At 67.8% G+C, this 25,864-nt stretch carries 27 protein-coding genes; 13 read left to right on the top strand and 14 right to left on the bottom strand.

The features are described from left to right. Nucleotides 1–249: 249 nt before the first annotated feature. Entirely contained in the window at nt 250–3,204 is a 2,955-nt protein-coding gene (locus BMX37_RS16825) for a TonB-dependent receptor domain-containing protein (RefSeq protein WP_093666940.1), read from the top strand. 81 nt (nt 3,205–3,285) lie between these two features. Here BMX37_RS16825 and BMX37_RS16820 read toward each other — a convergent pair whose 3' ends face one another. Both BMX37_RS16820 and clpB read right to left on the bottom strand, forming a co-directional pair. Next, nucleotides 3,286–3,555, bottom strand: coding sequence for a hypothetical protein (locus tag BMX37_RS16820; protein WP_093666939.1), 270 nt, complete (start codon nt 3,553–3,555; stop codon nt 3,286–3,288). Between the two features lie 76 nt (nt 3,556–3,631). Continuing rightward, nucleotides 3,632–6,208, bottom strand: coding sequence for an ATP-dependent chaperone ClpB (gene clpB, locus BMX37_RS16815; RefSeq protein ID WP_093666938.1), 2,577 nt, complete (start codon nt 6,206–6,208; stop codon nt 3,632–3,634). Between the two features lie 252 nt (nt 6,209–6,460). Here clpB and BMX37_RS16810 point away from each other — a divergent pair, with 252 nt between their 5' ends. Together BMX37_RS16810 and BMX37_RS16805 are read left to right on the top strand one after the other, a co-directional pair. Then, a complete protein-coding gene (locus tag BMX37_RS16810) occupies nt 6,461–9,274 on the top strand; it encodes a M16 family metallopeptidase (RefSeq protein WP_093666937.1) in 2,814 nt (937 codons plus the stop codon). A gap of 21 nt (nt 9,275–9,295) precedes the next feature. Beyond that, nucleotides 9,296–9,595 (top strand): hypothetical protein, encoded by a 300-nt coding sequence (locus tag BMX37_RS16805; protein WP_093666936.1) that lies wholly within the window; start codon nt 9,296–9,298, stop codon nt 9,593–9,595. A gap of 67 nt (nt 9,596–9,662) precedes the next feature. Here BMX37_RS16805 and BMX37_RS16800 read toward each other — a convergent pair whose 3' ends face one another. After that, nucleotides 9,663–10,499 carry a LytTR family DNA-binding domain-containing protein gene (locus tag BMX37_RS16800; RefSeq protein WP_093666935.1) on the bottom strand — a complete coding sequence of 279 codons (837 nt, stop codon included), beginning with the start codon at nt 10,497–10,499 and terminating at the stop codon, nt 9,663–9,665. 165 nt (nt 10,500–10,664) lie between these two features. Between BMX37_RS16800 and BMX37_RS16795 the strand changes: the two genes are divergently transcribed. Next, nucleotides 10,665–11,192 carry a DUF2306 domain-containing protein gene (locus BMX37_RS16795; RefSeq protein ID WP_139198135.1) on the top strand — a complete coding sequence of 176 codons (528 nt, stop codon included), beginning with the start codon at nt 10,665–10,667 and terminating at the stop codon, nt 11,190–11,192. A 4-nt stretch (nt 11,193–11,196) separates the two neighbouring features. Here BMX37_RS16795 and BMX37_RS16790 read toward each other — a convergent pair whose 3' ends face one another. The 5 genes from BMX37_RS16790 to gpmA all read right to left on the bottom strand — a co-directional run bounded on the left by BMX37_RS16790 (nt 11,197) and on the right by gpmA (nt 13,796). Continuing rightward, on the bottom strand, nt 11,197–12,252 hold the full coding sequence (locus BMX37_RS16790; RefSeq protein ID WP_280139273.1) for a 5-(carboxyamino)imidazole ribonucleotide synthase: 1,056 nt from the start codon (nt 12,250–12,252) through the stop codon (nt 11,197–11,199). After that, nucleotides 12,249–12,758, bottom strand: a complete 510-nt coding sequence (gene purE / locus BMX37_RS16785) for a 5-(carboxyamino)imidazole ribonucleotide mutase (protein WP_093666978.1) — start codon at nt 12,756–12,758, stop codon at nt 12,249–12,251. Before purE ends, BMX37_RS16790 begins: the two co-directional genes overlap by 4 nt. A gap of 73 nt (nt 12,759–12,831) precedes the next feature. Next, nucleotides 12,832–12,978, bottom strand: coding sequence for a PQ-loop repeat-containing protein (locus tag BMX37_RS19220; RefSeq protein WP_244501655.1), 147 nt, complete (start codon nt 12,976–12,978; stop codon nt 12,832–12,834). Next, nucleotides 12,975–13,106, bottom strand: a complete 132-nt coding sequence (locus BMX37_RS19350; protein ID WP_280139272.1) for a hypothetical protein — start codon at nt 13,104–13,106, stop codon at nt 12,975–12,977. Before BMX37_RS19350 ends, BMX37_RS19220 begins: the two co-directional genes overlap by 4 nt. Before the next feature lie 3 nt (nt 13,107–13,109). Further along, nucleotides 13,110–13,796, bottom strand: coding sequence for a 2,3-diphosphoglycerate-dependent phosphoglycerate mutase (gene gpmA, locus BMX37_RS16775; RefSeq protein ID WP_093666977.1), 687 nt, complete (start codon nt 13,794–13,796; stop codon nt 13,110–13,112). Nucleotides 13,797–13,864: 68 nt separating this feature from the next. Between gpmA and BMX37_RS16770 the strand changes: the two genes are divergently transcribed. Next, nucleotides 13,865–14,593 (top strand): dienelactone hydrolase family protein, encoded by a 729-nt coding sequence (locus BMX37_RS16770; RefSeq protein ID WP_093666932.1) that lies wholly within the window; start codon nt 13,865–13,867, stop codon nt 14,591–14,593. 10 nt (nt 14,594–14,603) lie between these two features. Here BMX37_RS16770 and BMX37_RS16765 read toward each other — a convergent pair whose 3' ends face one another. The 3 genes from BMX37_RS16765 to BMX37_RS16755 form a co-directional block, all read right to left on the bottom strand. Further along, entirely contained in the window at nt 14,604–15,365 is a 762-nt protein-coding gene (locus BMX37_RS16765) for a MauE/DoxX family redox-associated membrane protein (protein WP_093666931.1), read from the bottom strand. Between the two features lie 71 nt (nt 15,366–15,436). Further along, the gene (locus BMX37_RS16760) at nt 15,437–16,546 is read right to left on the bottom strand and encodes a M14 family metallopeptidase (RefSeq protein WP_093666930.1); all 1,110 of its coding nucleotides are present in this window, start codon (nt 16,544–16,546) and stop codon (nt 15,437–15,439) included. Next, nucleotides 16,543–17,181 (bottom strand): hypothetical protein, encoded by a 639-nt coding sequence (locus BMX37_RS16755; protein WP_093666929.1) that lies wholly within the window; start codon nt 17,179–17,181, stop codon nt 16,543–16,545. The genes BMX37_RS16760 and BMX37_RS16755 overlap by 4 nt, the downstream gene beginning before the upstream one ends. Nucleotides 17,182–17,350: 169 nt before the next feature. Between BMX37_RS16755 and ykgO the strand changes: the two genes are divergently transcribed. Continuing rightward, nucleotides 17,351–17,476, top strand: coding sequence for a type B 50S ribosomal protein L36 (gene ykgO, locus BMX37_RS16750; RefSeq protein ID WP_093666928.1), 126 nt, complete (start codon nt 17,351–17,353; stop codon nt 17,474–17,476). A gap of 31 nt (nt 17,477–17,507) precedes the next feature. Then, complete coding sequence (locus BMX37_RS16745; RefSeq protein WP_244501654.1) at nt 17,508–18,152, top strand: HAD family hydrolase; 645 nt, start codon at nt 17,508–17,510, stop codon at nt 18,150–18,152. A gap of 267 nt (nt 18,153–18,419) precedes the next feature. On the opposite strand, the gene pyk is transcribed toward BMX37_RS16745, so the two are convergent. Further along, a complete protein-coding gene (pyk, locus tag BMX37_RS16740) occupies nt 18,420–19,886 on the bottom strand; it encodes a pyruvate kinase (protein WP_093666926.1) in 1,467 nt (488 codons plus the stop codon). Nucleotides 19,887–19,978: 92 nt separating this feature from the next. Between pyk and BMX37_RS16735 the strand changes: the two genes are divergently transcribed. Together BMX37_RS16735 and BMX37_RS16730 are read left to right on the top strand one after the other, a co-directional pair. Beyond that, nucleotides 19,979–20,269, top strand: coding sequence for a DUF1244 domain-containing protein (locus BMX37_RS16735; RefSeq protein ID WP_093666925.1), 291 nt, complete (start codon nt 19,979–19,981; stop codon nt 20,267–20,269). Between the two features lie 170 nt (nt 20,270–20,439). After that, on the top strand, nt 20,440–20,682 hold the full coding sequence (locus tag BMX37_RS16730; RefSeq protein ID WP_212611483.1) for a DUF2312 domain-containing protein: 243 nt from the start codon (nt 20,440–20,442) through the stop codon (nt 20,680–20,682). Nucleotides 20,683–20,832: 150 nt separating this feature from the next. Here BMX37_RS16730 and BMX37_RS16725 read toward each other — a convergent pair whose 3' ends face one another. Together BMX37_RS16725 and BMX37_RS16720 are read right to left on the bottom strand one after the other, a co-directional pair. Further along, on the bottom strand, nt 20,833–21,645 hold the full coding sequence (locus tag BMX37_RS16725; RefSeq protein WP_093666923.1) for a MerR family transcriptional regulator: 813 nt from the start codon (nt 21,643–21,645) through the stop codon (nt 20,833–20,835). A gap of 85 nt (nt 21,646–21,730) precedes the next feature. Then, nucleotides 21,731–23,197 (bottom strand): ATP-binding protein, encoded by a 1,467-nt coding sequence (locus BMX37_RS16720; protein ID WP_093666976.1) that lies wholly within the window; start codon nt 23,195–23,197, stop codon nt 21,731–21,733. Between the two features lie 115 nt (nt 23,198–23,312). Here BMX37_RS16720 and BMX37_RS16715 point away from each other — a divergent pair, with 115 nt between their 5' ends. The 4 genes from BMX37_RS16715 to ruvA are packed head-to-tail and all read left to right on the top strand — an operon-like array spanning nt 23,313 to nt 25,807. Beyond that, nucleotides 23,313–23,879 (top strand): DUF1003 domain-containing protein, encoded by a 567-nt coding sequence (locus BMX37_RS16715; RefSeq protein WP_093666922.1) that lies wholly within the window; start codon nt 23,313–23,315, stop codon nt 23,877–23,879. A 30-nt stretch (nt 23,880–23,909) separates the two neighbouring features. Further along, on the top strand, nt 23,910–24,653 hold the full coding sequence (locus tag BMX37_RS16710) for a YebC/PmpR family DNA-binding transcriptional regulator (RefSeq protein WP_093666921.1): 744 nt from the start codon (nt 23,910–23,912) through the stop codon (nt 24,651–24,653). 22 nt (nt 24,654–24,675) lie between these two features. Further along, the gene (ruvC, locus tag BMX37_RS16705) at nt 24,676–25,185 is read left to right on the top strand and encodes a crossover junction endodeoxyribonuclease RuvC (protein WP_093666920.1); all 510 of its coding nucleotides are present in this window, start codon (nt 24,676–24,678) and stop codon (nt 25,183–25,185) included. Between the two features lie 22 nt (nt 25,186–25,207). Continuing rightward, nucleotides 25,208–25,807, top strand: a complete 600-nt coding sequence (gene ruvA, locus BMX37_RS16700) for a Holliday junction branch migration protein RuvA (protein WP_093666919.1) — start codon at nt 25,208–25,210, stop codon at nt 25,805–25,807. Nucleotides 25,808–25,864 lie beyond the last annotated feature (57 nt).

Here is a 25,864-nt window from a genome sequence, read left to right as displayed (position 1 = left end):
GATTGCTTCAGATGTGTTGCAGAATCGCACCGTTTAGCCAGGCGCGATGCGTAGGATCCGCTCGAACCGCCATTTTCATGCGTGAGATCAGCATGGTGGGCATGCTGCGTTGCACAACTGTCACATAGGCGACATAAACCGGCGAGCTGCGCTCTACCGAAATTGTGCGTCGAACCTTCCCCTTATACCAGCCGCGCAACGGCGACCGGATCTCAACCGGAGGTCGGACAAGGTAATCAGGGAACCCATATGATCAACTTCAAGAAGTCGGGCCTGCTCGCCTCCACGGTCATGGCGAGCGCCATGTTCGCGGCGCCGGCGCTGGCGCAGGATGCGGCGGGCCAGACCCCCGGTGTCGATCCGCAGCAGACCACCACCGCGCCGGCAGAGGCAGTTGCGCCGACCGACCAGGCGCAGTCCGGCCAGGACGTGGTCGTCACCGGCACGCTGATCCGCAACCCCAACCTGCAATCGTCCAGCCCGGTCACGACCGTCGGCCAGCAGGAACTGACCCTGCGTCAGACGAACGTCGCCGAGGAAGTGCTGCGCACCCTGCCTGGTGTCGTCCCCAACATCGGTTCCGCAGTGAACAACGGCAATGGCGGCGCGTCGTTCGTCGACCTTCGCGGCCTGGGTCCGCAGCGCAACCTGGTGCTGCTCGACGGTTCGCGGATCGTTCCCGCCGGCTTCAGCGGTCAGGTCGATCTGAACAACATCCCGCTGGCGCTGGTCGAGCGTGTCGATGTGCTGACCGGCGGTGCGACCACGACCTACGGCGCCGACGCGGTGTCGGGCGTGGTGAACTTCATCACCCGCAAGGATTTCACCGGGCTCGAGCTGAACGCGTCCGAGCAGATCACCGAGCAGGGTGACGGCAACGTCTTCCGCGTCGACGGAACGATCGGTGCCAACCTAGCGGACGGCCGCGGCAACGTGACGTTCAGCATGGGCTATCAGAAGGCAAAGCCCGTGTTTCAGGGGGATCGTGACTTCGCGGCGGCCCAGATCGACTCGGTGACGGGCGAGGAAAGCGGTTCGGGCACCACCGTGCCGCTGCGCATCAACCTGGGCAACGGCACCGGCACGCGTCAGTTGAACCCGGCGACGGGCACGCTGGTGCCGACCTACCAGCTCTTCAACTTCAACCCGTACAACGTCTTCCAGACACCGTTCGAGCGGTACAACCTGTTCACGACCGCACGCTATGAAGTGTCGGACGGGATCGAGGCCTATGCCCAGGGCATGTTCTCGAAGAACAAGGTGTCGACCGTGATCGCGCCGTCGGGCACGTTCGGCAACTCGTTCGCCATCCCCTATGCCAACCCGTACCTGCCGGCCGGTGTCCGCGCCGCGGCCTGTGCGGCCAATGGCGTCGTGGATTGCGCCAACGCCACGGGCAGCTTCAACGCCACGCTGTCGCGTCGCTTCGTCGAGGGTGGTTCGCGTATCTCCGAGTACACCACGCAGCTGTTCCAGCTTCGCGGCGGTGTGCGCGGTGACCTGTCCGAGCACCTCAGCTTCGACGTGTACGGTACCTATGGCGAGAGCGAGAACAACGCGCGCAGCACCGGCCAAGGCCTGCGTTCGCGCGTCCAGGCGGCTCTGGACGCGACCAGCACGACCGCCTGCCTGAACAAAGACGCGGCCTGCGTTCCGCTGAACGTGTTCGGCGCGGCGGGAAGCATCACGCCGCAGATGTTCGCCTACCTGAATGTGCCCACCACCGCTGCGACCAAGACGTCGCTCGGCACGGTGCGCGGCGTGATCTCCGGCGATCTCGGCTTCACCAGCCCTGGTGCGACCGAGCCGGTCGGCATCGCGATCGGCGGCGAATATCGTCACTACACCGCCGAAAGCTCGTCCGACCTGCCCAGCCAGACCCCGGACGAGGTGCTGGGTGCCGGCGCGGCCAACCCGGACTCATTCGGCAAGTACAACGTCAAGGAAGCCTTTGCGGAGCTGATCGCCCCGCTGCTGGCCGACAAGCCGTTCTTCAAGGCGCTGACGCTGGAACTGGGCGCGCGTTACTCCGATTATTCCACGTCCGGCGACAATTGGACCTGGAAGGCCGGCGGTAACTGGGAGCCGGTGAGCGGCGTCAAGTTCCGTGGCAACTACCAGCGTGCGACCCGTGCGCCGAACATCAACGAGCTGTTCTCGCCCACCGTCACCGGTCTCGACAACTTCGCGACCGATCCCTGCCAGGGTGCGGCGCCGCTCGGTAACGCACAGCTGCGCGCGATCTGCATCGCGCAGGGCGCGCCCGCGTCCAGCATCGGCAACATCGAGGCCGAGCCGTCGGCACAGCCGAACAACCGGACCAGCGGCAACATCAACCTGGGCGTGGAAAAGGCGACCACCTGGACCGCGGGCGTCGTGTTGCGTCCCGACTTCGTGCCGGGCCTGACGATCACGGCCGATTACTACAACATCAAGGTTCGTGACGCGATCAGCCAGCCGTCGTTCGGCGATGCGCTGAACGCCTGCTTCCAAGTCGCCAACAACCCCGGCCTCAGCGCGACAAACCCGGCCTGCACCGCGATCCGCCGCAACCCGCTGACCGGCGGTCTGTTCGGCACCGCCGATGCCTATGTTCCGCTGGACTATTCGAACTCCGGCCGGATCTGGACGGACGGCGTCGACGTCGCGATCAACTACCACCGCGAGCTGAGCTTCTCGAAGCTCGACCTCAGCTTCAACGGGAATTGGACCAACCGGTCGCGTTTCCAGGCGACGCCGGTGTCGGTGGTGCGCGAGTGCGTCGGCTACTACAGCAACAGCTGCGGCAGCCCGGGCGCAGGCAGCCTGTTCCGTGGTTCGATCCAGCCGGAATTCAGCTTCAACCAGCGCACCACGCTCGGCTTCGACGGAGTGGACGTGTCGCTGCTGTGGCGCTTCCAGGACTCGGTGAAGTATGAGCCGCTGGCGGTTCAGGAGCTGCTGAACGACAACAATGCCGACACCGATCCGCCCCTGGCACAGTTCCAGCGCATCGGCGTGCAGCACTATTTCGATCTGTCGAGCCGCATCCAGGCGACCGACAATTTCGAGTTCACGGTGACTGTGGCGAACCTGTTCAACAACAAGCCTCCGGTTGTCGGAAACACGCTGGGTTCGACCTCGTTCAACAGCGGCAACACCTATCCGTCGACCTACGACGCGCTGGGCCGCCGTTATGCGATCGGCGCGAAGCTGAAGTTCTGATCGAAGTTCCGGGTAACGAAGAAGGGGCGGACCGATGGTCCGCCCCTTTTTTGTGTCGACTGGGAACCGCCCCGGCCGGTCTCAGCTTCCCAGGGGGCGGGCCGAGTTGATCGGCGTGCGGTCCCTGAACCGATCCATTTCCAGCGAATTGCCGCGCTCGATCTCCCGCCATTCCTTTTCGGTGTGGCAGATGCGCGTGGCGCGGACATAGGACCCCGTTTCCGCCTGACGCTTGCACCGCAGCTTGGGAGCGGCCTCCTGGGTAGGTGAAGGCGCAGTTGCCGGCGCAGGTGCGGCTGTCGGCGTGGTGCCTGCCTGAAGAGCGGCCGACAGCACGAAAAGGGTAATCATTAACGACCTCCTGTACGAGACGATGGCGGCAGGCTGACGCAACGCGCGGGTCGACGCCAGCCCTTTCTAACCCGCCTTATTCCACGCTCAGCGCCAGTCGCCCGTCACCCTCGTCCACCCGAACGCTGCTGCCGTCCTTGACCTCGCCCCGCAGGATCATGTCCGCCAGCGGATCCTGGAGGTGACGCTGCACCGCGCGTTTTAGCGGGCGAGCGCCGTAGACGGGATCGTACCCGACGCGGCCTAGCCAGGATCGTGCGGCGTCGGTCAGGTCCAGCGTCACCTTGCGATCCGCCAGCAGCTTGCCGACGCGGCCGACCTGGATGTCGACGATCGGTGCCATGTGCCCGGCGCCCAGCCGGTGGAACAGGATCACCTCGTCCAGACGGTTCAGGAACTCGGGCCGGAAATGGGCGCGGACGATGTCCATCACCTGCGGCTCCACCGTCTCGACATCCTGTCCCTCCTCAAGGTTGGCGAGATACTGGGAGCCGAGATTGCTGGTCAGGATGATGAGCGTGTTGGAGAAGTCCACCGTGCGGCCCTGGCCATCGGTCAACCGGCCGTCGTCCAGCACCTGGAGCAGCACGTTGAACACGTCGCCATGCGCCTTTTCGACCTCGTCGAACAGCACGACCTGATAAGGCCGGCGCCGCACGGCCTCGGTCAGCACGCCGCCTTCCTCATAGCCGACATAGCCGGGAGGAGCGCCGATCAGACGCGCCACCGCATGCTTTTCCATGAACTCGCTCATGTCGATGCGGACCATCGCGTTCGGATCGTCGAACAGGAACTCGGCCAGCGCCTTCGTCAGCTCCGTCTTGCCGACACCCGTAGGCCCTAGGAACAGGAACGATCCGAGCGGCCGGTTGGGGTCCTGCAGACCCGCACGCGCACGGCGGACGGCGGTGGAGACGGCACGCACCGCATCGGCCTGGCCGATCACCCGCTTGCCCAGCACCTCTTCCATGCGGAGCAGCTTGTCGCGTTCGCCCTCCAGCATCCGATCGACGGGCACGCCGGTCCAGCGGCTGACCACCGCGGCGATGTCGTCGGCGGTGACCTCCTCGCGCAGCATCGCGCCCTGGGTGGTCGCCTGCGCGTCCGCCAGCTGCTTCTCCAGCGCGGGGATGCGACCATATGACAACTCGCCCGCGCGGGCGAGGTCGCCGGCACGCTGCGCCTGGTCCAGCTCGATGCGCGCGGCGTCGAGCTGTTCCTTCAGCTTGGCCTCGCCCGCGATCTTGTCCTTTTCCGCCTGCCAGCGCGCAGTCAGCGCCGCCGACTGTTCGTCCAGATTGGCGAGTTCGCCCTCGATATTCTCCAGCCGATCCTGCGACGCGGCGTCGGATTCACGACGCAGCCCTTCGCGTTCGATCTTCAGACGCAGGATGCGACGGTCGAGTGTCTCGATCTCCTCCGGCTTGGACTCCACCTCCATGCGGATGCGGCTGGCGGCCTCGTCCATCAGGTCGATGGCCTTGTCCGGCAGAAATCGGTCGGTGATGTAGCGGTTGGACAGCGTCGCCGCCTGGACCAGCGCGGAATCGGTGATCCGCACGCCATGGTGCAACTCGTACTTTTCCTTCAGCCCGCGCAGGATGGAGATGGTGTCCTCCACCGTCGGCTCTCCGACGAACACCGGCTGGAACCGCCGCTGGAGCGCGGGATCCTTTTCGACATATTTGCGGTATTCGTCGAGCGTGGTGGCGCCGACGCAGTGCAGCTCGCCGCGCGCCAAGGCTGGTTTCAGCAGGTTGCCCGCGTCCATCGCGCCCTCCGACTTGCCGGCGCCGATCAGCGTGTGCATCTCATCGATGAACAGGACGATGTCGCCCTCCGCGGCCTTCACCTCGTCCAGCACGCCTTTCAGCCGCTCCTCGAACTCGCCGCGATATTTCGCGCCCGCGATCAGCGCGCCCATGTCGAGCGCCATCAGGCGACGGTCCTTCAGGGTGTCGGGCACGTCGCCATTGGCGATGCGCAGCGCCAGACCCTCCGCGATCGCGGTCTTGCCGACGCCGGGTTCGCCGATCAGCGCGGGGTTGTTCTTGGTCCGGCGGGCGAGGATCTGGATGGTGCGGCGGATTTCCTCGTCACGGCCGATCACCGGGTCGAGCTTGCCGTCGCGCGCCGCCTCCGTCAGGTCGCGAGCGAACTTCTTCAGGGCGTCGTAGCGGTCCTCCGCGCCCGCCGTGTCGGCGGTGCGGCCCTGGCGCAGCTGGTTGATCGCGGCGTTCAGGCCGTCTGCGGTGACGCCCGCGGTCTTGAGCGCGCGACCGGCGCCGCCGCTCGACAGCGCCAGCGCGAGCAGCAGGCGTTCCACGGTGACGAAGCTGTCGCCGGCCTTTTGCGCGACCTGTTCGGCCTGGTCGAGGACGCGCACCGTGTCGTTGTTCAGGCCGGGTGACTGTTGCGCGCCGGAGCCGGTGACCGCAGGCAGCTTCGCCAGCGCGGCGTCGGTTTCGCTCACCGCGCGACGTGCATCGCCACCAGCGGCACCGATCAGCCCGGCGGCCATGCCCTGATCGTCCTCCAGCAGCGCCTTCAGCAGATGTTCGGGGGCGATCTGCTGATGGTTCATGCGGATCGCGACGGTTTGCGCCGATTGGAGGAAGCCCTTGGCGCGGTCGGTGAATTTCTCGAGGTTCATGGGCGGTCCCTGTTGTTCCTTGCCCCTCATGTGGTGTTGCCGATATGCCACACAAGGGCGCGCCGCGACGATGAAGTGGAGAAAGTGCCGGGCTGCAACGCCCTTTGTCGAGCCCTTCCCGCAATCGGCCATTCTAGAGCAGGCACCCCTGCCGCAGCGGTCACGTGCAGGGCAGCGCGGGCGTCCGATCCGGATTGCAGGCGGCGGGCAGCGTGCGTACACCCGGCACACATCGTCAGGGGGTTTCAAGATATGACCTACAAGGCCGTGGTGCTGGGCAGCGCCGCCGTTCTCGCGTTCGTGACTCCGGCCACCGCCCAGGACGCCCGGCCGGCACCGGTCGCGGAACTGGTCAAGGCGGTGGACATCCCGTACCAGCAATTCAGCCTGCCCAACGGCCTGCGCGTGGTCGTGCATACCGATCGCAAGGCGCCCGTCGTCGCGGTCAGTGTATGGTACAATGTCGGATCGAAGTTCGAGCCCAAGGGCAAGACCGGCTTCGCCCACTTGTTCGAGCATCTGATGTTCAACGGCACGGAGAATGTGCCCGGCGACTTCTTCGAACCGCTGAAGCAGATCGGCGCGACCGACCTGAACGGCACCACCTATTACGACCGCACCAATTATTTCGAGACGGTGCCGACCGGCGCGCTGGAAAGGACGCTGTTCCTGGAATCCGACCGCATGGGTTATCTGACCGGCGCGGTGACGCAGGGCGTGCTCGACGAGCAGCGCGGCGTCGTCCAGAACGAGAAGCGGCAGGGCGACAATCAGCCCTATGGCCTGACCGAATACAAGATCACTGAGGGGCTGTTCCCGGCGACGCATCCGTACGGCCACACCACCATCGGTTCGATGGCCGACCTGGACGCGGCATCGTTGCAGACGGTGAAGGACTGGTTCCATGACCATTACGGCCCCAACAACGCGGTGCTGGTGCTGGCCGGCGACGTCGATGTCGCCACCGCCAAGCGGCTGGTCACCAAATATTTCGGCGGCATCGCCAAGGGTCCGGCCAGCGTCGCGCCCGCCGCGCCGATCCCGACGCTGCCGCGCGCGGTGAACGAGACGATCAAGGATCGTGTCGCGGCGGTGATGATCAGCCGCAACTGGGTCGTGCCGGGCCTGAACGACAAGCAGGCGGCGGGGCTGGATGTCGCGGCGGGCGTGCTCGGCGGACTGGCGTCGAGCCGGCTCGACAACGCGTTGGTCAAGCGGGAGAAGCTGGCGGTCAGCGTGTCGGCGTCGAACAGCAGCTTTTCTCAGCTGGGCATGTTCACCATCCAGGCGTACGTGAAGCCGGGGGTCGACCCCGCGCTGGTGACGCGGCGGATCGACGAGATCGTCGCCGACTTCCTGAAGACCGGGCCGAGCGCGGATGAGGTCGCCCGCGTGGTCACCCGCAACACCGCGCGCACCATCGGCGGCCTCGAGTCCGTCGGCGGCTTCGGCGGCAAGGCCGTCGCGCTGGCGGAGGGCGCGCTGTATTCCAACGATCCCGGCTTCTACAAGAAACAGCTCGCCGCGCTGGCCACGCAGACCCCGGCAAGCGTCAAGGCGGCGGCGGACGCATGGCTGGCCCGGCCGGCCTATACGCTGACCGTGGTGCCCGGTCCCCGCGACGCCTATGCCGAGGCGCAGGTGCCGCCAAAGGCGGACGTGCCGGCGGCGGCGGAGGTTCCGGCAAAGGGTACGCGCGGCGACCTGCCGACGGTCGGCCAGCTGACGCCGCTGACCTTCCCGGCGGTGCAGCGCGCGCGCCTGTCGAACGGTATCGAGCTGATCTATGCGCAGCGGACCGCCGTGCCGATCACCCAGGCGGAGATCAGCTTCGACGCGGGTGCGGCGGCGGACGTGCCGAACAAGCTGGGCACGCAGCAGCTGACGCTGAACATGCTGGAACAGGGCACCACCCGCCTGGATTCGATCCAGATCGCCGAGGCGGAGGAGCGGCTGGGCGCGGACATCAACGCCGGCTCCACCGCCGACCGCACCGAAGTGTCGCTGTCGGTGCCCAGCGCGAACCTGCAACCCGCGCTGTCGCTGTGGTCCGACATCGTCCGCAATCCGGCCTTTGCCGATGCGGAAGTGGCGCGGGTGAAGGCGCAGCAGCTCGCCGGCATCCAGCAGGAACTGACCAGCCCCAACGGCCTGGCGGCGCGCGTCATGCCGAAACTGCTGTACGGACCCGCATCGCCTTATGCCAGGCAGAGCGGCAGCGGCGATCCGGCAGCGGTCGCCAGCCTGACGCCGGCCGACCTGAAGGCGTTCCACCAGGCATGGCTGCGTCCGGACAAGGCGAAGATCTTCGTCACCAGCGACCGGCCGCTGGCGGAGGTGCAGGCGGCACTTGAGGGGGCATTCGGCACCTGGCGCGGCACCGGTGCGGCGGCGACCAAGGCGTTCGGCGCGGCGTCCCAGCCGTCACGGCCGCGCATCGTGCTGGTCGACCGGCTCGATTCGCCGCAGTCGCTGATCGTCGGCGGCATCCCCACCAGCCTGACCGGGACGCAGGACCTGTTGCCCGTCGTCACCGCCAACGACTCGCTGGGCGGCGACTTCCTTAGCCGGATCAACATGGACCTGCGCGAGACGAAGCACTGGTCGTACGGCGTGTCGGGCAATTTCCGTCAGCTGGAGCATGCCGCCCCCTACACCATCGTCGCCCCGGTGCAGGCGGACCAGACCGGCCCGTCGGTAAAGGCGCTGCAAGGCGACCTGAGCGACTATCTGGGCGCGAAACCGCTGACCCAGGCGGAGTTCGACCGCACCATCACCGGTGCGATCCGGTCCCTGTCGGGCGATTTCGAGACATCGGGCGCCGTGTTGCAGGCGATGGAGAACAACGACCTGCTGCGTCGCCCCGACGATTATTACGCGACCATCACGCGCCGGTACCAGGGGCTGACGCTGCCGCAGCTGAACACCGCGATCCGCGGCGCGCTGGACCCGGCGAAGACCGTGTGGGTCGTGGTCGGCGATGCCAAGGTGGTGAAGCCGCAGCTTGACTCGCTGGGCCTGCCGGTCGAGGTCGTCCCCGCCGCGTCCGTCGCCACGGCGCGCTGATTTTCAAGGAGTTTCGTGAACATGGCACAGGTCGACGGCAGCTGGGATTGCGTGGTCAAGTCGCCGCTGGGCGACCAGAAGATGACGGTGACCATCCGGTCGGAGGGCGCGACCTTCACCGGCACCGCATCGGGCGCGATGGGGACGGCGGAGCTGTCCGGCGAGGTGCTGGGCGACACGATCAGCTGGAAACAGTCGATCACCGTCCCGATGCCGATGACGCTGGACGTGGAGGCGACGGCCGAGGGCGACACGCTGACCGGAACGGTCGGCGCCGGCGGCCTTGGCAGCTTTCCGCTTTCGGGAACGCGCGTCGGCTGATCCGATCACGTTAAAGGTACCGGTGGCGGCCCGTTCCTCCGATCGGGAGGGGCGGGCCGTCCGCTTTTCAGGCAGGGCCTGCGCCATCCAGCCAGCCGCGCGCGCGCAGGTCCGCGACATTGGCACGCGCCACCGGCACCTCGCGCCCGTCCACCAGCAGCAGCCGGACGTTGCGATCGTGCCGCACGCTGCCCACCACCGCGCGGCGCGCCACCCACCAGCTGCGATGCACACGCGACCCATCCTCCTCGCCGAGCTGTTGCGCCGCGTCGCGCATCCGCATCAGGATCAGCGCGCTGCCCAGCGGGGTGTGGGCGCGGACATAATGATCCTCGTTTTCCAGGCAGATCAGGTCGCGGCCGAGATGCGGTGGCAACAGGTCGAGGATCGCCGCTGACGGTACCGGCGGCTGATTTGGCGCCGTGATCGGGTGAGGCATCGGCGGGCAATCGGCCGGAGTGGGCGGGGACAAGTCTTCGACGCCAGCGTGAGGGGTGTCGCCCGGCAAACCGCGACCCCGCTCCACCAGCGCCTGCACTAACGTCACGGTGACGCCGACGATCAGAACCTGGACATAGGTGGCGGCCAGGTCGGCGACCGTGATGGACCGCCAGCGATACCCCACGAACACCAGCGCGACCAACAGCGTCGTGGGCAGCGCACCGAACAGGCATGCGGCCGCCACCGCCATCGGCTGCGGCAACCCAGACTGCCGCGCCAGCGCCCGCCCGGCGGCCAGCACGGGGCGGAAGAAGACGTAACCGCCCAGCAGGAAGGTGCCCCATTGCAACAGGCGGCTGGGCAGCGGCGCGGTGTAGGTACCGAACGGCCCCAACACCGCCAGCAACAGGATGCCGGCGGCCAGTACCGCCAGTTCGGTCGTCACCTTGCGGCCGATCGTCACGCGACGAGCCCGCTCATGCTTCGCGAACGGTACATGCGCCGTACGGGCGTTCCGCCGACGAACGCGGTCGTCCGGTTCGTGTATGCGTGGTGGCGCGGGAAAGGCCCGGCGTCACAATCGGCCGCATCGAACGACCCCGCATCGGGGCGATCAGGGGATATCAGCATGACCCTTTCCACCACCATCGCATCCACCCCGCCATTCTCCCCAGCGCGCCGCGACCGGACCATCGTCGCGCTGGGCGCGGTATCCGGCGGCGCGATCCTGCTCGCCCTTGCCCATGGCATGACCACGGGGGCGGTGGCGAGGGGGCTGTCCGAACGCGGTGACATCGGCCCCTGGCTGGTGCTGCACCTGGTGTCGGTCATCCCGGCGCTGCCGCTCGGCGGCTATGTGCTGTTGCGGCGAAAGGGCGATGCGACGCACCGGATGCTGGGGCGGCTGTGGGCCGGGCTGATGCTGATGGCGGCGCTGTCGAGTTTCGGGCTGCGCGGCATGACCGGCAGCTTTTCCGTCATCCACCTGTTGTCGATCCTGGTGCTGGTGATGATCCCGCGCGGCGTGATGCAGGCGATGCGGCGCGACATCGCCGCGCACCAACGGACCATGGCGCTGACCTATCTGGGGCTGGCGGTGGCGGGTTTCTTCACCCTGTTGCCGGGTCGGTTGATCGGCGGGTGGCTGTTCGGATAAGGGGTCAGCGCCGGACGCGGGTGATGTGGCCCATCTTGCGGCCGGGCCGCGCGGCGCCCTTGCCGTACAGATGCAGGTGTGCGCCGGCCTCCGCCAACACCGGCTGCCACGGATCGTCGCCGATCAGGTTCTCCATCGACATCGACGTGCCCGTCAGCGCCGTCGACCCGAGCGGCAGGCCGCAGATGGCGCGGATGTGATTCTCGAACTGCGAGGTTTCCGCGCCCTCGATCGTCCAATGGCCCGAATTGTGGACGCGCGGGGCCATTTCGTTGAACACCGGGCCATCCGCGGTCGCGAAGAACTCGCAGGCGAGCACGCCGACATATTCCAGGCGCGCCGCGATGCGGCAGGCCAGCTCCGTCGCCTCCTCCGCCTGGCGCAGGATCTCGGCCGGCGCGGGGACGGTGGAGGTGCGCAGGATCGCGTCGCGATGGACATTGTGCGGGGGCGCGTAGCGGACGGTCGCGCCGTCTTCCCCGCGCGCGATCACGATCGAGAATTCGTGGCTGAAATCGACGAACGCTTCCAGCACGGCGGGCCCGCCGATCGTGTCCCATGCCGCATCGACGTCGCCGGAGGAGGACAGGCGGACCTGGCCCTTGCCGTCATAGCCGAAGCGCGCGGTCTTCAGCACCGCGGGCGTGCCGACGGCGGCGACCGCCGCCTCCAGCTCCTCGCGGCTGTGGACGGGGGCCCAGCGAGCGGGGCGTCCGCCGACGCTTTCGACGAAGCGTTTTTCCGCGATCCGTTCCTGCGCGGCGGCCAGCGCGCGGGGATGCGGGTGGACGGGCACGCGCTCCGCCAGCCATTCGACCGGCCCAATCGCGACATTCTCGAACTCGTAGGTGACGACGTCGCAGGCGGCGGCAAAATCGGCCAGCACGATGCGATTGTGGTAATCGGCACGGGTCAGGCTGGTCGCGGTCTGCGCCGCCACGCTGTCGCGGTCTGGCGCGAGGATGTGGGTGCGATACCCGAGCTGCGCCGCCGCGACGCCCAGCATCCGGCCGAGCTGGCCACCGCCCAGGATGCCGATCGTGCCGCCGGGTTCGATCACGGGGTCGGGCTCAACGCCGGGGCGGATGACGGTGCGTCCGAGACACCCTCCGTCTGTGCCGCACGCCATGCCTGCAACCGCTGCGACAGCGCCGGATCACCCAATGCCAGGATCGCGGCGGCGAGCAGGCCGGCGTTGATCGCGCCGGCCTTGCCGATCGCCAGCGTGCCGACCGGAATGCCGCCGGGCATCTGCACGATCGACAACAGGCTATCCATGCCCTTCAGCGCGTGGCTTTCGACCGGTACGCCCAGCACCGGCAGGTGGGTCATCGCCGCCGCCATGCCCGGCAGATGCGCCGCGCCACCCGCGCCCGCGATCACCACGCGGATGCCACGATCGGCGGCGCCGGTCGCGTAGTCGTACAGGCGCTGCGGCGTGCGGTGTGCGGACACGACGCGCGTTTCATGCGGGATATCCAGCGCCGCCAGTGTCTCGGCGGCATGGCGCATCGTCTCCCAATCGGAAGTGGACCCCATGATGATGCCGACGAGCGCGTCCGTCATGGCCGCGCCGGTAGCCGCCCGAACGGCGAAGGGCAACAGCACATGGTCGCCCTGCGGCCGGTTCGCACGTACATCAGGTGAATGCCGTCACGACGGTGGTGCCGGCCAGGAGCACGCCGGGCAGGTTGGCGATCACGATCGGCCAGTCACGATCCCGGCGCATCAGGCCGTAGCACATCCACAACAGCGCACATCCGGCGGCGCAGGCGGGCTGGATCACCGATCCCTTGTCGCCGTGCAGGTTGCGGGCGATCTGGTCGATATAGAGACGTACATCGCGATCGATCCCAGCGTGGCGGTCCAGCCCAGCCGGGCGATCGCGCGGTCGTCCAGTGACGGCAGCGCCACGCCTTACCGCTCCGACAGGTAATAGCGGTCGGTGGCGGTCAGGTCGGCGTCCAGTTCGTACACGATCGGCTGTCCGGTCGGGATTTCCAGCCCGGTGATCTCGTCGTCGGGAATGTTGGACAGGTGCTTGACCAAGGCGCGCAGGCTGTTGCCATGGGCGGAGATCAGCACGCGATTGCCCTCGCGCAGAGCCGGTGCGATCCGGCCGTTCCAATAAGGCAGGACGCGCGCGATGGTGTCCTTCAGGCTTTCCGTCGCGGGCACGTCGATATCGGCATAGCGGCGGTCGCTGGACAGGTCGTACGCGCTGCCGGCCTCCTGCACGGGCGGCGGCACGTCGAAGCTGCGGCGCCAGATCTTGACCTGTTCGTCGCCGTGGCGCGCTGCCGTCTCCGCCTTGTCCAGGCCGGTCAGGCCGCCATAATGCCGCTCGTTCAGGCGCCAGTGCTTTTCGGTGGGAAGCCACAGCCGGCCCATCGCCTCCAACGCCAGGTTCAGCGTCTTGATCGCGCGGGTCTGGAGCGAGGTGAAGGTCAGGTCGAAGTCGAGGCCCTTGGCCGCCATCAACTCCCCGGCCGCGCGCGCCTCTGCGGCACCCTGTTCCGTCACGTCGACGTCCCACCAGCCGGTGAAGCGGTTTTCCAGGTTCCAGGCGGACTGGCCGTGGCGGATCAGGACGAGGGTTGGCATCGGCATTTCCTTGCTCGGGTTCGCCCGCCGTCCTAGCGACTGGTGCCGCAGCGGCAAGGAGGCAGGCGATGGCGATCGTGCGTGAGACACTGGTGTATGACGGACCCGGCGGCCCGTTCGAGGGTGTCGTCGCCTATGAGGACGAGGTGGAGACGCCGCGCCCCGGCGTGCTGGTCGTGCCCAATATCCTGGGCCAGAAGGACGCCGACGTCGACAAGGCGGCGGCGCTGGCCGCGCTGGGCTATGTCGGATTCGCCTGCGACCTGTTCGGGCAGGGCAAGCGCAAGACGCGCGATTCGGAGAACCAGTCCGAATATATGGACGCGCTGAACGCCGACCGCGCGCTGCTCCGCGACCGGCTCGCGGCCAGTCTGGCGGTGTTGACCGGCATGAACCGGGTCGCGCCCGGCAAGGCGGCGGCGATCGGGTTCTGTTTCGGCGGCAAATGCGTGCTGGACATGGCGCGCGCCGGGTTGGACGTGGCGGGGGTGGTCAGTTTCCACGGGCTGTACGACCGGCCCGATTACGCGGCCGTGCAGCCGATGCTGGCGAAGGTGCTGGTCTGCCATGGCTGGGACGATCCGCTGGCGCCGCCCGACACGGTGGTCGGCCTGGGCCGGGAACTGACCGCGGCAAAGGCGGACTGGCAGATCCACGCCTATGGCGGGGCTGGCCACGCCTTCACCGACATCGCGATGAAGGGGCGAGAGCCGCGGCCGGGCATCACCTATGAGGAAAAGGCAGACCGCCGCAGCTGGCGTGCGATGAGCGATTTCCTGGCCGAAATGTTCGTCTAGCCGGCGACCGTCAGGCGGCGATCATCCACACCGCCATGCCTACCATGAACAGGTTCTCGGTCAGCGACACGAAGCCGAGCGGGACGTTGGAGCCGCCGCCGACACAGGCGCATTTCAGCGCCCGCTTGTCGAGGTACACCGCCTTGAACACCGACACCGCGCCAATGCCCCCGATGACCAGCGCGACCGGCACCGATAGCCAGCGCGCGACCCCCGCCGTCATCAGCACACCGGTCAGCCCCTCCAGGAACGGGTACAGATAGGCATAGGGCACCCAGCGTCGCGCGAGCAGATCGTAGTTCAGGAACATGGTGGAAAAGCGTTCCACGTCCTGCAGCTTCAGCAAGGCGAGCACGCACATCGACAGGCTGACGAACCAGGCGAGCGCCTGCAGCGTCAGCGGGGTGCCGAACACGGCGGCGCTGACGGCAGCTGCCATCAGCGCGGTCATGGCGAACAGCGCGGCGACGGGACGATAGCTGGTCTGATCCTTCGCCGGCACGGACCCGCCGAAAAACCGCGTCAGGTCGTCATTGCCGCCGATACGCTGGCCATCGACAAAGGTCTGGGGCGTGGTGGCGACGCCGTGTTCGGCCTTGAACGCGTCGACCTCTTCGCGGGTGCGGAGCCAATGGTCCTCCACCGTGTAGCCGCGCCGTTCCAGCTGCCATTTCGATTTTAGGCCGAAGGAACAGACATGGCCGGGCATCACCATGCGATACAGGTCGGCATGCTTGCGATGCGCGTGGAGCGGGGACGTTGCGGAGGACATGACCGTCAGATGGGGCCTGACACCGTGTCAGGGTCAAGGGGGGCGCCGCCTGGGCACCGCCCCCATCCGCCTCAGATGTCGTCGATCATCTCCGCCAGAACCTCCAGGCACGACACACCCAGGCGCCGCGACCGTTCCGCCGACCAGCCGAATTCGGGATCGGGATTGGGATAGTGATCCTTGAACGGCATCTCCAACGTGACCGACACGGCGCCAAACCGCTCTGCCAACTGGTTGGTCGACATGGACAGGTTGGCGTTGCCGGCGCTCGCCTTTTCATACCCGCGTCCGACTTGGAAATCGGGCGTGTGCGCCGCCAGTCGATCGCCGAACGCGTAGAATTTTGCGCCGTGATCCTCCGACCAGGATGGAATGCCCTCATATCCGGCGATGAAATTGGCGGGGATCGCCTCGTCGCCATGGACATCGATGGCGAAGTGGACGCCGGTGCGGTCCATCTCGTCACGGACGCACAGCACCTCCGGGCTCCGCTCGGCGGAGGGCGCGTTCCATTCGCGGTTCAGGTTCACGCCCGCCGCGTTGGTGCGCAGGTGCCCGCGCCGGGTGCCGTCCGGGTTCATGTTGGGCACGACATGCACCGTCGCCTTGTCCAGCAGACCCGTTGCCGCGTCGCTGGTCAGCCATTCGAGCGCGCCGTCCATCCACCATTCGGTCATCGATTCGCCGGGATGCTGGCGGCCGTACAGCCACACCTGCTTCGCGCCGGACCCGATGCGGAAATAGTCGATCGACTGGCCGTCGAGCGTGGTGCCCAGCTGCCGATGCGTGACCCCCGACCGCAATGCGGTGCGGGCGACCAGCGCGTGGTGCATCTCCATGGTATAGGGCGCGAAATAGGCGAACCAGGCCAGGTCGCCATCCCCCTGCCACTGCCATTCCAGCACGCCGTCCGTGTAGCGCGTATCGGTCATCCGCCACGTCGCGCGGTCGACCGAGGCACGCACCCGGTAATCCGGCCAGCCCATCGGATAGGCGGACTGGCCCGCGTTCAGGATGCGGAACGTCAGTGACCGACCCCGCGCACCGGCGACGCGGAAGAAGAACCATTGGAAGAAATCGGACTGATGGTCGCGAACGATTTCCAGCTCCACCCGGTCCCCGTCCACCGACAGGACCCGGATGTTGCCGCCGTCGAACCCGGCGTCGATGTGCAGGCTCATTTCACCTCGACCGTGCGGCCCGATTCGCCGGGGAAGCCCATGAACAGGGCGGCGGCGATGCGGCGGGCCTGGGCGTCGGCATCGGCGTCGCTCGCCTTCAGGTCGGCGAAGCCGCGCGCGCTGCCGTCCCACAACTGGCCGGCACCGGCCGCGGCACCCGGTACGGCGCGGCGGCTGATGATCACCTTCAGCTCCGTCACGATGACGCTGTGCGCCTTGTTGCCGCCTATTGGAAAGGACAAACCGCCGCCCAGGCCGACGCCGCCGCCACGATATCCGCCGCTGTAGCCGCCACCGCCCAAGCCGATCGAAACGGGCGAGCGACGCGGCGGGGCATCGGCCGTGGAACGATGGAAGTCCACCGTGGCGACGAAGTCCGAACGCGTGCCTGGTGCCGCCAGCGTGTAGCCGTTGCGCAGCAGCTGGTCCTGTACCGCCGCCGCATAGCTGGCGAATTCCAGCGAGGCGGGCGCGCCGCCGGGCAGCGGTTCCACGGCGATCGTGCCACGCGCGATCGGGGTGGACGGGCTGGCCAGGTGGTAGCGGATCACCTGTGTCGGCGGCAGGGGGCTGGTCGTGGTGCAGGCGGCAAGGCCGAGGCCGGCGAGACCCAGAACGACGAGCGGACGGAGCATTTGACGGGGTTCCTCCAGGAATGTTGCGGTTGGGAAACGCTTATGCGCGCGGGAAGGGTCCGGCGATACCCCGAACGCCCGAATCCTTGACTCTGCGCGGACCGCTGGCTAGGCGGCGCTGCTTTCCGGCTCGCAAGGGCCTATTCAATCTGCGCGAAAAGAACCCGTCATGAAGATCGTCAACTCGCTGAAGTCGCTCAAGGGTCGTCACCGCGACAACCGCGTGATCCGCCGCCGCGGCCGCACCTACGTCATCAACAAGACCCAGCGCCGGTTCAAGGCCCGCCAGGGCTGATCCGGCGGCCGGTTCGGCCAGGATGGGCGGCGTGCCCGCTTCCCATCGCCTGACCGCGGATCGGCCGAGTGCCGTCGTCTTCGACGTCGGCAACGTCCTGTACGATTGGGACCCACGGTTCCTGTACCAGCGCCTGATCGGGGATGATCGGGCGCTCGACGCGTTTCTGGCGGACGTCGTCACGAAGGAATGGCATTTCCAGCACGACGAGGGGCGCGATTTCGCCGATACCTCAGCGGAACTGGTCGCGCGCTTTCCGCACCATGCCGAACTGATCGCGCATTGGGGTCCCCGCTTCAACGAGACGATTCCTGGCGCCATTCCCGGCATGGACGATCTGGTGGGCGAACTGGACGCGGCCGGCGTGCCGCTGTTCGCCATAACCAATTTCTCGCATGAGTTCTGGCCGCCGTTCCGGGCGCGGGAGGCGGCGATGTTCGACCGCTTCCGCGATATCGTGGTGTCGGGAACGGAGCGGATGGTGAAGCCGCATGCGCCGATCTACCGACTGGCGCTGACACGGTTCGGGCTCGATCCGGAAGAGGCGCTGTTCATCGACGACCGTGCCGACAATGTCGCCGGCGCGCAGGCGGTCGGCATGGACGCGGTCCGCTTCATCGATGCGCCGACGCTGAGGGCGGATCTGGTCCAGCGGGGCCTGCTCCCGGCACGGTGACGGCGGCCGGGGTCAAGGCTCGCCCGAGGGTCAGGGCGGGCCGCTCATCAGCCTCGTCAATATGGCCGTAGCATAGCGCGCAGGCGCGCCCTTACGCGTGAAGGTCAGCCGGGTCCGTGAAAGAAGCCGTCCGCAAACCCGGCGATCAGCTGCGGCGCGATCCACAGCACGACCAGCGCCGTCGCGCCGATCAGGACCAGCCGGAACACTGGCCCGAGCGGGCCGCGAAGGGCGCGGCGGTCCGCTTCGGCCGCCGCGCTCCTTCCGTTACTCCGCGGCGAGGTCGTAATTGTCCAGCTCGTCGCCGACGATCCGCACCACGTGCAGCACGTTGGTCGATCCCGGCGTGCGGAACGGAACGCCGGCCATCAGGATGACGCGGTCGCCCGCCTCCGCGATGCCCGAACGTAGCGCCATCCGCTTCGACTTGGCGACCATCTCCTCGAACGATTCGACGTCGCGGGTGTGGATCGCGTGGACGCCCCAGAGCAGGCCGAGCCTGCGGGCGGTTTCCGCCTGCGGGGTCAGCACCATGATCGGCACCGGCGGCCGCTCGCGCGCGACGCGACGGGCGGTGGAGCCGGACGAGGTGAAGCAGATGATCGCCTTCGCCGACACGGTCCCGGCGATGTTCTTGGCCGATTCCGCTAGCGCGTCGGCGGTGGTGGGGTCCGGGCGCATCACGGTGAAGTGGACGCGGTCGCCGTGCATCGGATCGCTTTCGACCGACACGCCGATGTCGTTCATCATCGCGACCGATTCGACCGGCCAGCTGCCCGCCGCGCTTTCGGCGGACAGCATGATCGCGTCCGCGCCGTCGTAGATCGCGGTGGCGACGTCCGACACCTCCGCCCGCGTCGGCGAGGGGCTGGTGATCATCGATTCCAGCATCTGCGTCGCGACCACCACCGGCCGGCCGAGGCGGCGGGAAACCTCCACGATCCGCTTCTGCAGCGGCGGCACGGTTTGCGGCGGCAGTTCGACGCCCAGGTCGCCGCGTGCGACCATAACGCCGTCGCACTGCTCGACGATCTCGTCCAGCCGCTCGATCGCGGCGGGCTTCTCGATCTTGGCGAGCAGCGCGGCCTTGCCGCCGATCAGCTTGCGCGCCTCCATCAGGTCCTCGGGCCGCTGCACGAAGGACAGGGCGATCCAGTCGACACCCTGTTCGACGGCGAAGGCCAGGTCCGACCGGTCCTTTTCGGTCAGCGCCGCCATCGGCACCACCACGTCGGGGACGTTCAGGCCCTTGTTGTTGGACAGCGCGCCGCCGACCTCCACCGTGGTGACGATACGGTCGGCGGAGTGTTCCGCGACGCGCAGCACCAGCTTGCCGTCGTCCAGCAACAGGCGCGCGCCCGGCTCGATCGCCTCGAAGATCTCACGATGCGGCAGTTCGACACGGGTCGCGTCGCCGGGCGCCGTGTCGCGGTCGAGGATAAAGGTCTGCCCCTTTTCCAGCATTACGCGCCCCTCGGCGAAGCGGCCGACACGCAGCTTCGGACCCTGAAGGTCGGCCAGGATGGTGCTGGGCCGGCCGAACCGCTTTTCCAGCGCGCGGATCGCCTGGATCACCGCGACCTTGGACTGCTGGTCGCCATGGCTCATGTTGACGCGGAACGCGTCGGCGCCCGCCTGATACAGCGCCGCGATCATCTCCGGATCGTTGCTGGCCGGTCCCAGTGTCGCGAGCACGCGCACCTTGCGGGCGCGGGGGGCGATGGGTTTGGTCATGGTAACTCCTGGACGGAAGGGGCGACGAGGATAGCTTTCGGCTCGAGCCTCTAGCCCTTAATGGCGCGCGATCAACCTTGGAGGCGCATGACATGGACGATCTGGACCGACTCGACGACGCGGTGGCCGCCACGGCGTTCCGCCGGCTGGTGCGCCACCTGCGCCACCGATCGGACGCGCAGAACATCGACCTGATGGGACTGGCGGGCTTCTGCCGCAACTGCCTGGGCGACTGGATCGCGGAAGCGGGCGATCTGGACAAGGCGGCGGCGCGGGAGACGATCCACGGCATGCCGTCGGCCGAGTGGAAGGCGCGCCACCAGAGCGATGCGACACCCGAACAGCTGGCCCGCATGGCCGAGAGCCTGAAGAAGAACGCCTGATCGACCGCCACGGTCGTCGGGGTTGAGCGCGAAGGGGTTAACGCCTAGACGCGCGGCCCTGTCGCCGGCCGGCCGGTCGGCGCGCTATTTCGAATCGAACAAAGGGAGCGGCGGGCGAAAGGCCTGGCCGGGTGGGTATGGCGGCGGATCGCGAGGAACGGAACGAAGGCATGGGCGGCGGTCACGTCGCCGCGGAGGAACTGCGCCTGCTGATCGAGCGCGCCGAGCGCCTGGAAGAAGAGAAGAAGGGCATTCAGGACGACATCAAGGACGTGATGGCCGAGGCGAAGGGCCGTGGGTACGACCCCAAGGCAATTCGCAAGATCATGTCGATCCGCAAGAAGAAGCGCGAAGAGTATCAGGAAGAAGAAGCGATCCTGGAAACGTACATGCAGGCGCTTGGCATGCTGTGATGGCATGGCGCGGCCGGTCTGTCCGCCGTGCCGGCTGTTTGTACATTACGCTTCGACACAGGGCGAACGGATCGCCCGGGACATTCGCGTAGACACCGTAACCGTCCGCCTGGCCGGCTTGGCCGAGCGGACGGTGTGAACGGTCAGCCGTCACGAGGGGTGCTGCATCCATTCGGGTAGCGGCCCCACATCCTTGCCGGCGCTTCGAGCAGCGGCGGCCGCGTCGCGCATGAAGTCCCAGACTCGCTTCGAGAAGCCGGCATCGACCTTCCCTTCCCAAGCGCCCATGTCGTCATAGAGCCGCATGGAGCCGGCCCACATCGTCGGGGTCGCGGCGCGGCTGAACGGTTCGAGCAGGCCGAACCACTCCCGCACGAACGCGAGGGCAATATCGCTGGCCGGGTCGAGCGGCAGGGACGCCTCGATGCGTGCGCTCAGTTCGCGCCATTTGTCCAGATAGGCTGTCTGCGAGAACTCGGGGGAGGCGGCCATGTGCTCTTTCCACTCGGCCTGTTCCTCGGGCGTGTAATAGTCGCCGATGATCTCACGCCACGCATTGGCTTGGTCCGTCATGATCGTATCTCCATCATGGATCAGCGAGCAAAGCGTCGCGGCATCGAGCGGCTCGCCTCGGCCGATGCGTGACAATGCGGAATCGATGAGGCCGATCGCGTCGGCGACCTCGCTGACCTGTTTGGCCAGACGCCTGCGTTGCGCCCGCAACAGGGTTTCCAGGTCGACGGGCTTGCGGTCGAAGAGGCGCTTGATGTCGCCAAGCGTCAGCCCGGCCTTTTTCAGCGCGACGATGCGATGGATCCGCTCCAGCTCGGCCGGGCCGAACCAGCGTCTGCCGGCGCCCGTCCGGAGCGGGGAGATCAGGCCGCGTGCCTCGTAGAAGCGCAGCGCGCGCGACGTCAGGCCGGTTCGGCGGACCACTTCATCGATGGGCAGCGAATCATCCATGCGCTCCTTATGCCGCTTGACCCTGCGTCAACATCAATGGGCATGATCGACCGCGGCGCGACATTGGCCGCAAGAGAGTGAGCGCCTACGCCGCCTCACTCGCCGCCGTGGTCCAGCCCAGGCGCGGGATGGTGATGGAGCGTTTGCCCGACAGGTCGGTGCGGGTCACGAACAGGTCGCGGCTTTCGATATAGCCGAGCAGGCGGCGCACCCGGCCGAGCGAGCTGGTGCCGTAGGTGCGCGCGATCGCCTCGTCCGGGGGGCAGGGCTCCCCCTCTCGCGCGGCGCGTGCGACCAGCAGGAACGCGCCCAGCATGTCGTCGGGCAGCGTGTGCGCGAGCGCCATTGCGTCGGCCCACTCCTCCGCCTCGGGCGTGAAGATGCCCGCGCGGGCGGCGGACAGCCGGCGAGTGAAGCCGGGCAGGTCCAGCGCCGGACGCGCCAGCCCGGCCATGCGGCACCGCACCTGGAAATCCTGGAACAGCACTCCGGCGGGGCGGAACGTCGATTCGGCATCCTCCACGATCGCGCGCAGCACGTCGGCGTAGATCGCCTCCACCTCCTCGTCCGTCTTGGTCGGCGGAGGCGGCGCGGCGGTGGTCGGCAGCGGCGGACGCGCGATGGTGTGTTCCAGTTCCTCAGCCGGTACACGGCGGGGCCGGGGATCGAAGTCGAACGGCAGCGCGGGCGCGGTGTCGGGTTCCGGCTCCGCGAACAGCAGTTCCTGCATGTTCTCCACCGGCGCGCTGGGCAGCGGCGTCAGCTTGGGACTGGAGGAGCGGGCGCTGGTCTCCACCGCGCCGATGCGGACGGTCAGCGGGCGACGTGATACGGCGGGACCCAGCGCCAGGAAAGCGCCGCGCGGCAGGTCGCGGATCGCGTCCGCCTGGCGCCGGTCCATGCCGAGCAGATCGGCCGCGCGCGCCATGTCGATGTCGAGGAAGGTGCGGCCCATCAGGAAATTGGACGCCTCCGCCGCGACGTTCTTGGCCAGCTTCGCCAGCCTCTGCGTGGCGATGACGCCGGCCAGGCCGCGCTTGCGTCCCCGACACATCAGGTTGGTCATTGCGGACAGCGACGCGCGGCGCACCTCCTCCGCCACTTCGCCGCCGGCGGAGGGCGCGAACAGCTGCGCCTCGTCCACCACCACCAGCGCGGGATACCAGTGTTCGCGCGGCGCATCGAACATCGCCGACAGGAATGCGGCGGCGCAGCGCATCTGCCCCTCCGCTTCCAGCCCCTCCAGGCTGAGCACCACGCTGGCGCGGTGTTCGCGCAGGCGGGCGGCGATCCGCGCGATCTCGCGTTCCGAATAATCCGCCGCCTCGACCGCGACATGGCCGTAGGCGGACAGGGTGACGAAGTCCCCTTCGGGATCGATCACCACCTGTTGCACTTGCCCGGCGGAGCGTTCCAGCAGGCGGCGCAGCAGGTGCGACTTTCCCGACCCGGAATTGCCCTGCACGAGCAATCGGGTGGCGAGCAGTTCCTCAAGGTCCATGGTCACGGGCGCCCCGCGCTCGTCGGTGCCCATGTCTACGCGTACGGTCATGATCGACACGCGTTTGGCCGATCAGGAGGGGCGGGGGCAAGCGCTTTGCGGCGGGCCGGGCGTCGGCTAGGGGCGCCGCAGTTCCGATTCATCGCACCGTTCAGGATGCCCGTTCATGGCCAACCATCCGCCCCAGGCAGAATTCGCCCGCCACCTGATTCCCGCACCGGCGCTGGGCGGGGAACTGGGCGAGGAGGAACGCCGCGTCCTGGACAGCATCGAGGCGGGCACGCCGGTCAGCCGCGACGCGGCGGACGAGGCGGACCTGCGCGCCGGATATGGCGACCGGCTGGCCGATCGGGTCGCGGCGATCGGCGGGTCGTGGAGCTTCATCATCGGGTTCAGCGCGGTGCTGCTCGGCTGGATGCTGCTCAATTCCGATGTGCTGGCGCATTTCGGGATGGCGTTCGACCCGTATCCGTACATCTTCCTGAACCTGATGCTGTCGACGCTGGCCGCGATCCAGGCGCCGGTCATCATGATGAGTCAGAACCGGCAGGCGACGAAGGATCGGCTGGCCGCGCGGCTGGATTACGAGACCAACCTGCGCGCGGAGCTGGAGATCCTGCGCCTTCATGCCAAGATCGACAATCTGGTGGTGGAACGGCTGGGCGGGCTGGAGGCGAAGATCGATGGCATCGCCGGCGCGCGCGCATTTGCGAAGGACGGCGGCGCGGATTAAAGGCGGGCGCATCTTCTCAAAAGGCGCACCATGGCAGGCCATTCCAAGTTCAAGAACATCATGCATCGCAAGGGCGCGCAGGACAAGAAGCGCTCCTCCATGTTCTCCAAGCTGTCGCGAGAGATCACGGTGGCGGCGAAGATGGGCCTGCCCGATCCCGACATGAACCCGCGCCTGCGCGCCGCGATCAACGCGGCCAAGGCGCAGTCGGTGCCCAAGGACAACATCCAGCGTTCGATCGACAAGGCCGCAAAGGGCGACACGGAGAATTACGAGGAAATCCGCTACGAGGGCTTCGGTCCCGGCGGCGTGTCCCTCATCATCGAGGCGCTGACCGACAACCGCAACCGCACCGCGACCAACGTGCGCACCGCGGTGTCGAAGAACGGCGGCAATCTGGGCACCGCCGGATCGGTCAGCCACGGTTTCGACCGGATGGGCCTGATCAACTATCCCGCAACCGCCGGCGACGCCGAAAAGGTGTTCGAGGCGGCGCTGGAAGCGGGCGCGGAGGACGTGACGTCCAGCGAGGACGGGCACGAGATCTGGACCGCGCAGGGCGACCTGCACGAAGTGGCCAAGGCGCTGGAGCCGGTGCTGGGCGAGGCGGAGGGCGCGAAGCTCGCCTGGCGGCCGCAGACCATGGTGGCGGTCGAGGAAGGCGATGCGGCGACGCTGTTCAAGCTGATCGACGCGCTGGACGACGACGACGACGTGCAGACCGTGTGGGGCAATTACGAAGTGTCCGACGAGGTGATGGAGAAGCTCTCCTGATCGCGCTCCCGATCGGGTTGGCGTGATAATCCTCGGCCTGGATCCCGGCCTCGGCACAACAGGCTGGGGCTTGATTGCGGCCGACGGCAACCGGTTGCGCCATGTCGGCAACGGCCAGATCAAGACCGAACCGTCGATGCCGCTGCCCCGGCGCCTGTCCAACCTGTACGAAGCGCTGGGCGAGATGATCCGCGTGGAGCGGCCCGACAGCGCGGCGGCGGAGGAGGTGCTGGGCAACACCAACGCGCAATCGACGCTCAAACTGGGTCAGGCGCGGGGCGTCGTGCTGCTGGCGGCGGCGAGCGCCGGCCTCGCGGTCGGCGAATATCATCCCAGCGTGGTGAAAAAGGCGGTGGTCGGCACCGGCGGCGCGGACAAGCGGCAGATCCAGGCGATGGTCGGCCATCTGCTGCCGGGCGTGAAGCTGTCCGGACCGGACGCCGCCGACGCGCTGGCGGTGGCGATCACCCATGCGCACCACCTGGCCAGCGCGCAGGCACGCGCGCGGCGCAGTACGGGAATAGGCGCGTGAACGCGCGAGGGGGGATCGGCGCATGATCGCGCATCTGAAGGGGCGGCTGGACTCCACAGGCATCGACCATGCGGTGATCGATGTCGGCGGCGTCGGGTACCTGGTCGGCGCGTCGTCGCGCACGCTGGCGGCGCTGGGCGCGGTCGGAGAGGCGGCGACGCTGTTCACCGAAACGCTGGTGGGTGAGGACTTCATCCGGCTGGTCGGGTTCGCCCGCGCCGATGAGCGCGACTGGTTCCGGCTGCTGACCGGCGTGCAGGGGGTCGGCGCACGCGTGGCGCTGGCGATCCTGTCGGTGCTGGAGCCGGCGGAGCTGAACCGTGCGGTTGCCGCGCAGGACAAGGCGAGCGTGGCGCGGGCGAACGGCGTCGGACCCAAGCTGGCCGAGCGGATCGTGCGTGAGTTGAAGGACAAGGTCGGCGCGATCCCCGCGCTCGGCCCGGCGGCGTCTGCGCAGGCGCTGCCCGTCGGCGCATCGGCGGACGCGGTGTCGGCGTTGCTCAACCTGGGATTCCGCCCCGCGGAGGCGGCCAGCGCGGTCGGCGCGGCGGAGGAGGATCTGGGGCCCGGCGCCTCGCTGGACGCGCTGGTGCGGTTGGCCCTGAAAAAGGCGGCCAGGTAGCGGGTCGATCCAGGGACGTGCGTCGCCTGGGACTTGGCGTTCATCAGGCGCGACAAG

The sequence above is a fragment of the Sphingomonas gellani genome, assembly GCF_900110035.1.
Taxonomy (GTDB): Bacteria; Pseudomonadota; Alphaproteobacteria; order Sphingomonadales; family Sphingomonadaceae; genus Sphingomonas; species Sphingomonas gellani.
The sequence above is the reverse complement of the archived record's forward strand: the minus strand, read 5'-3'. Positions and strand labels throughout refer to the sequence as shown.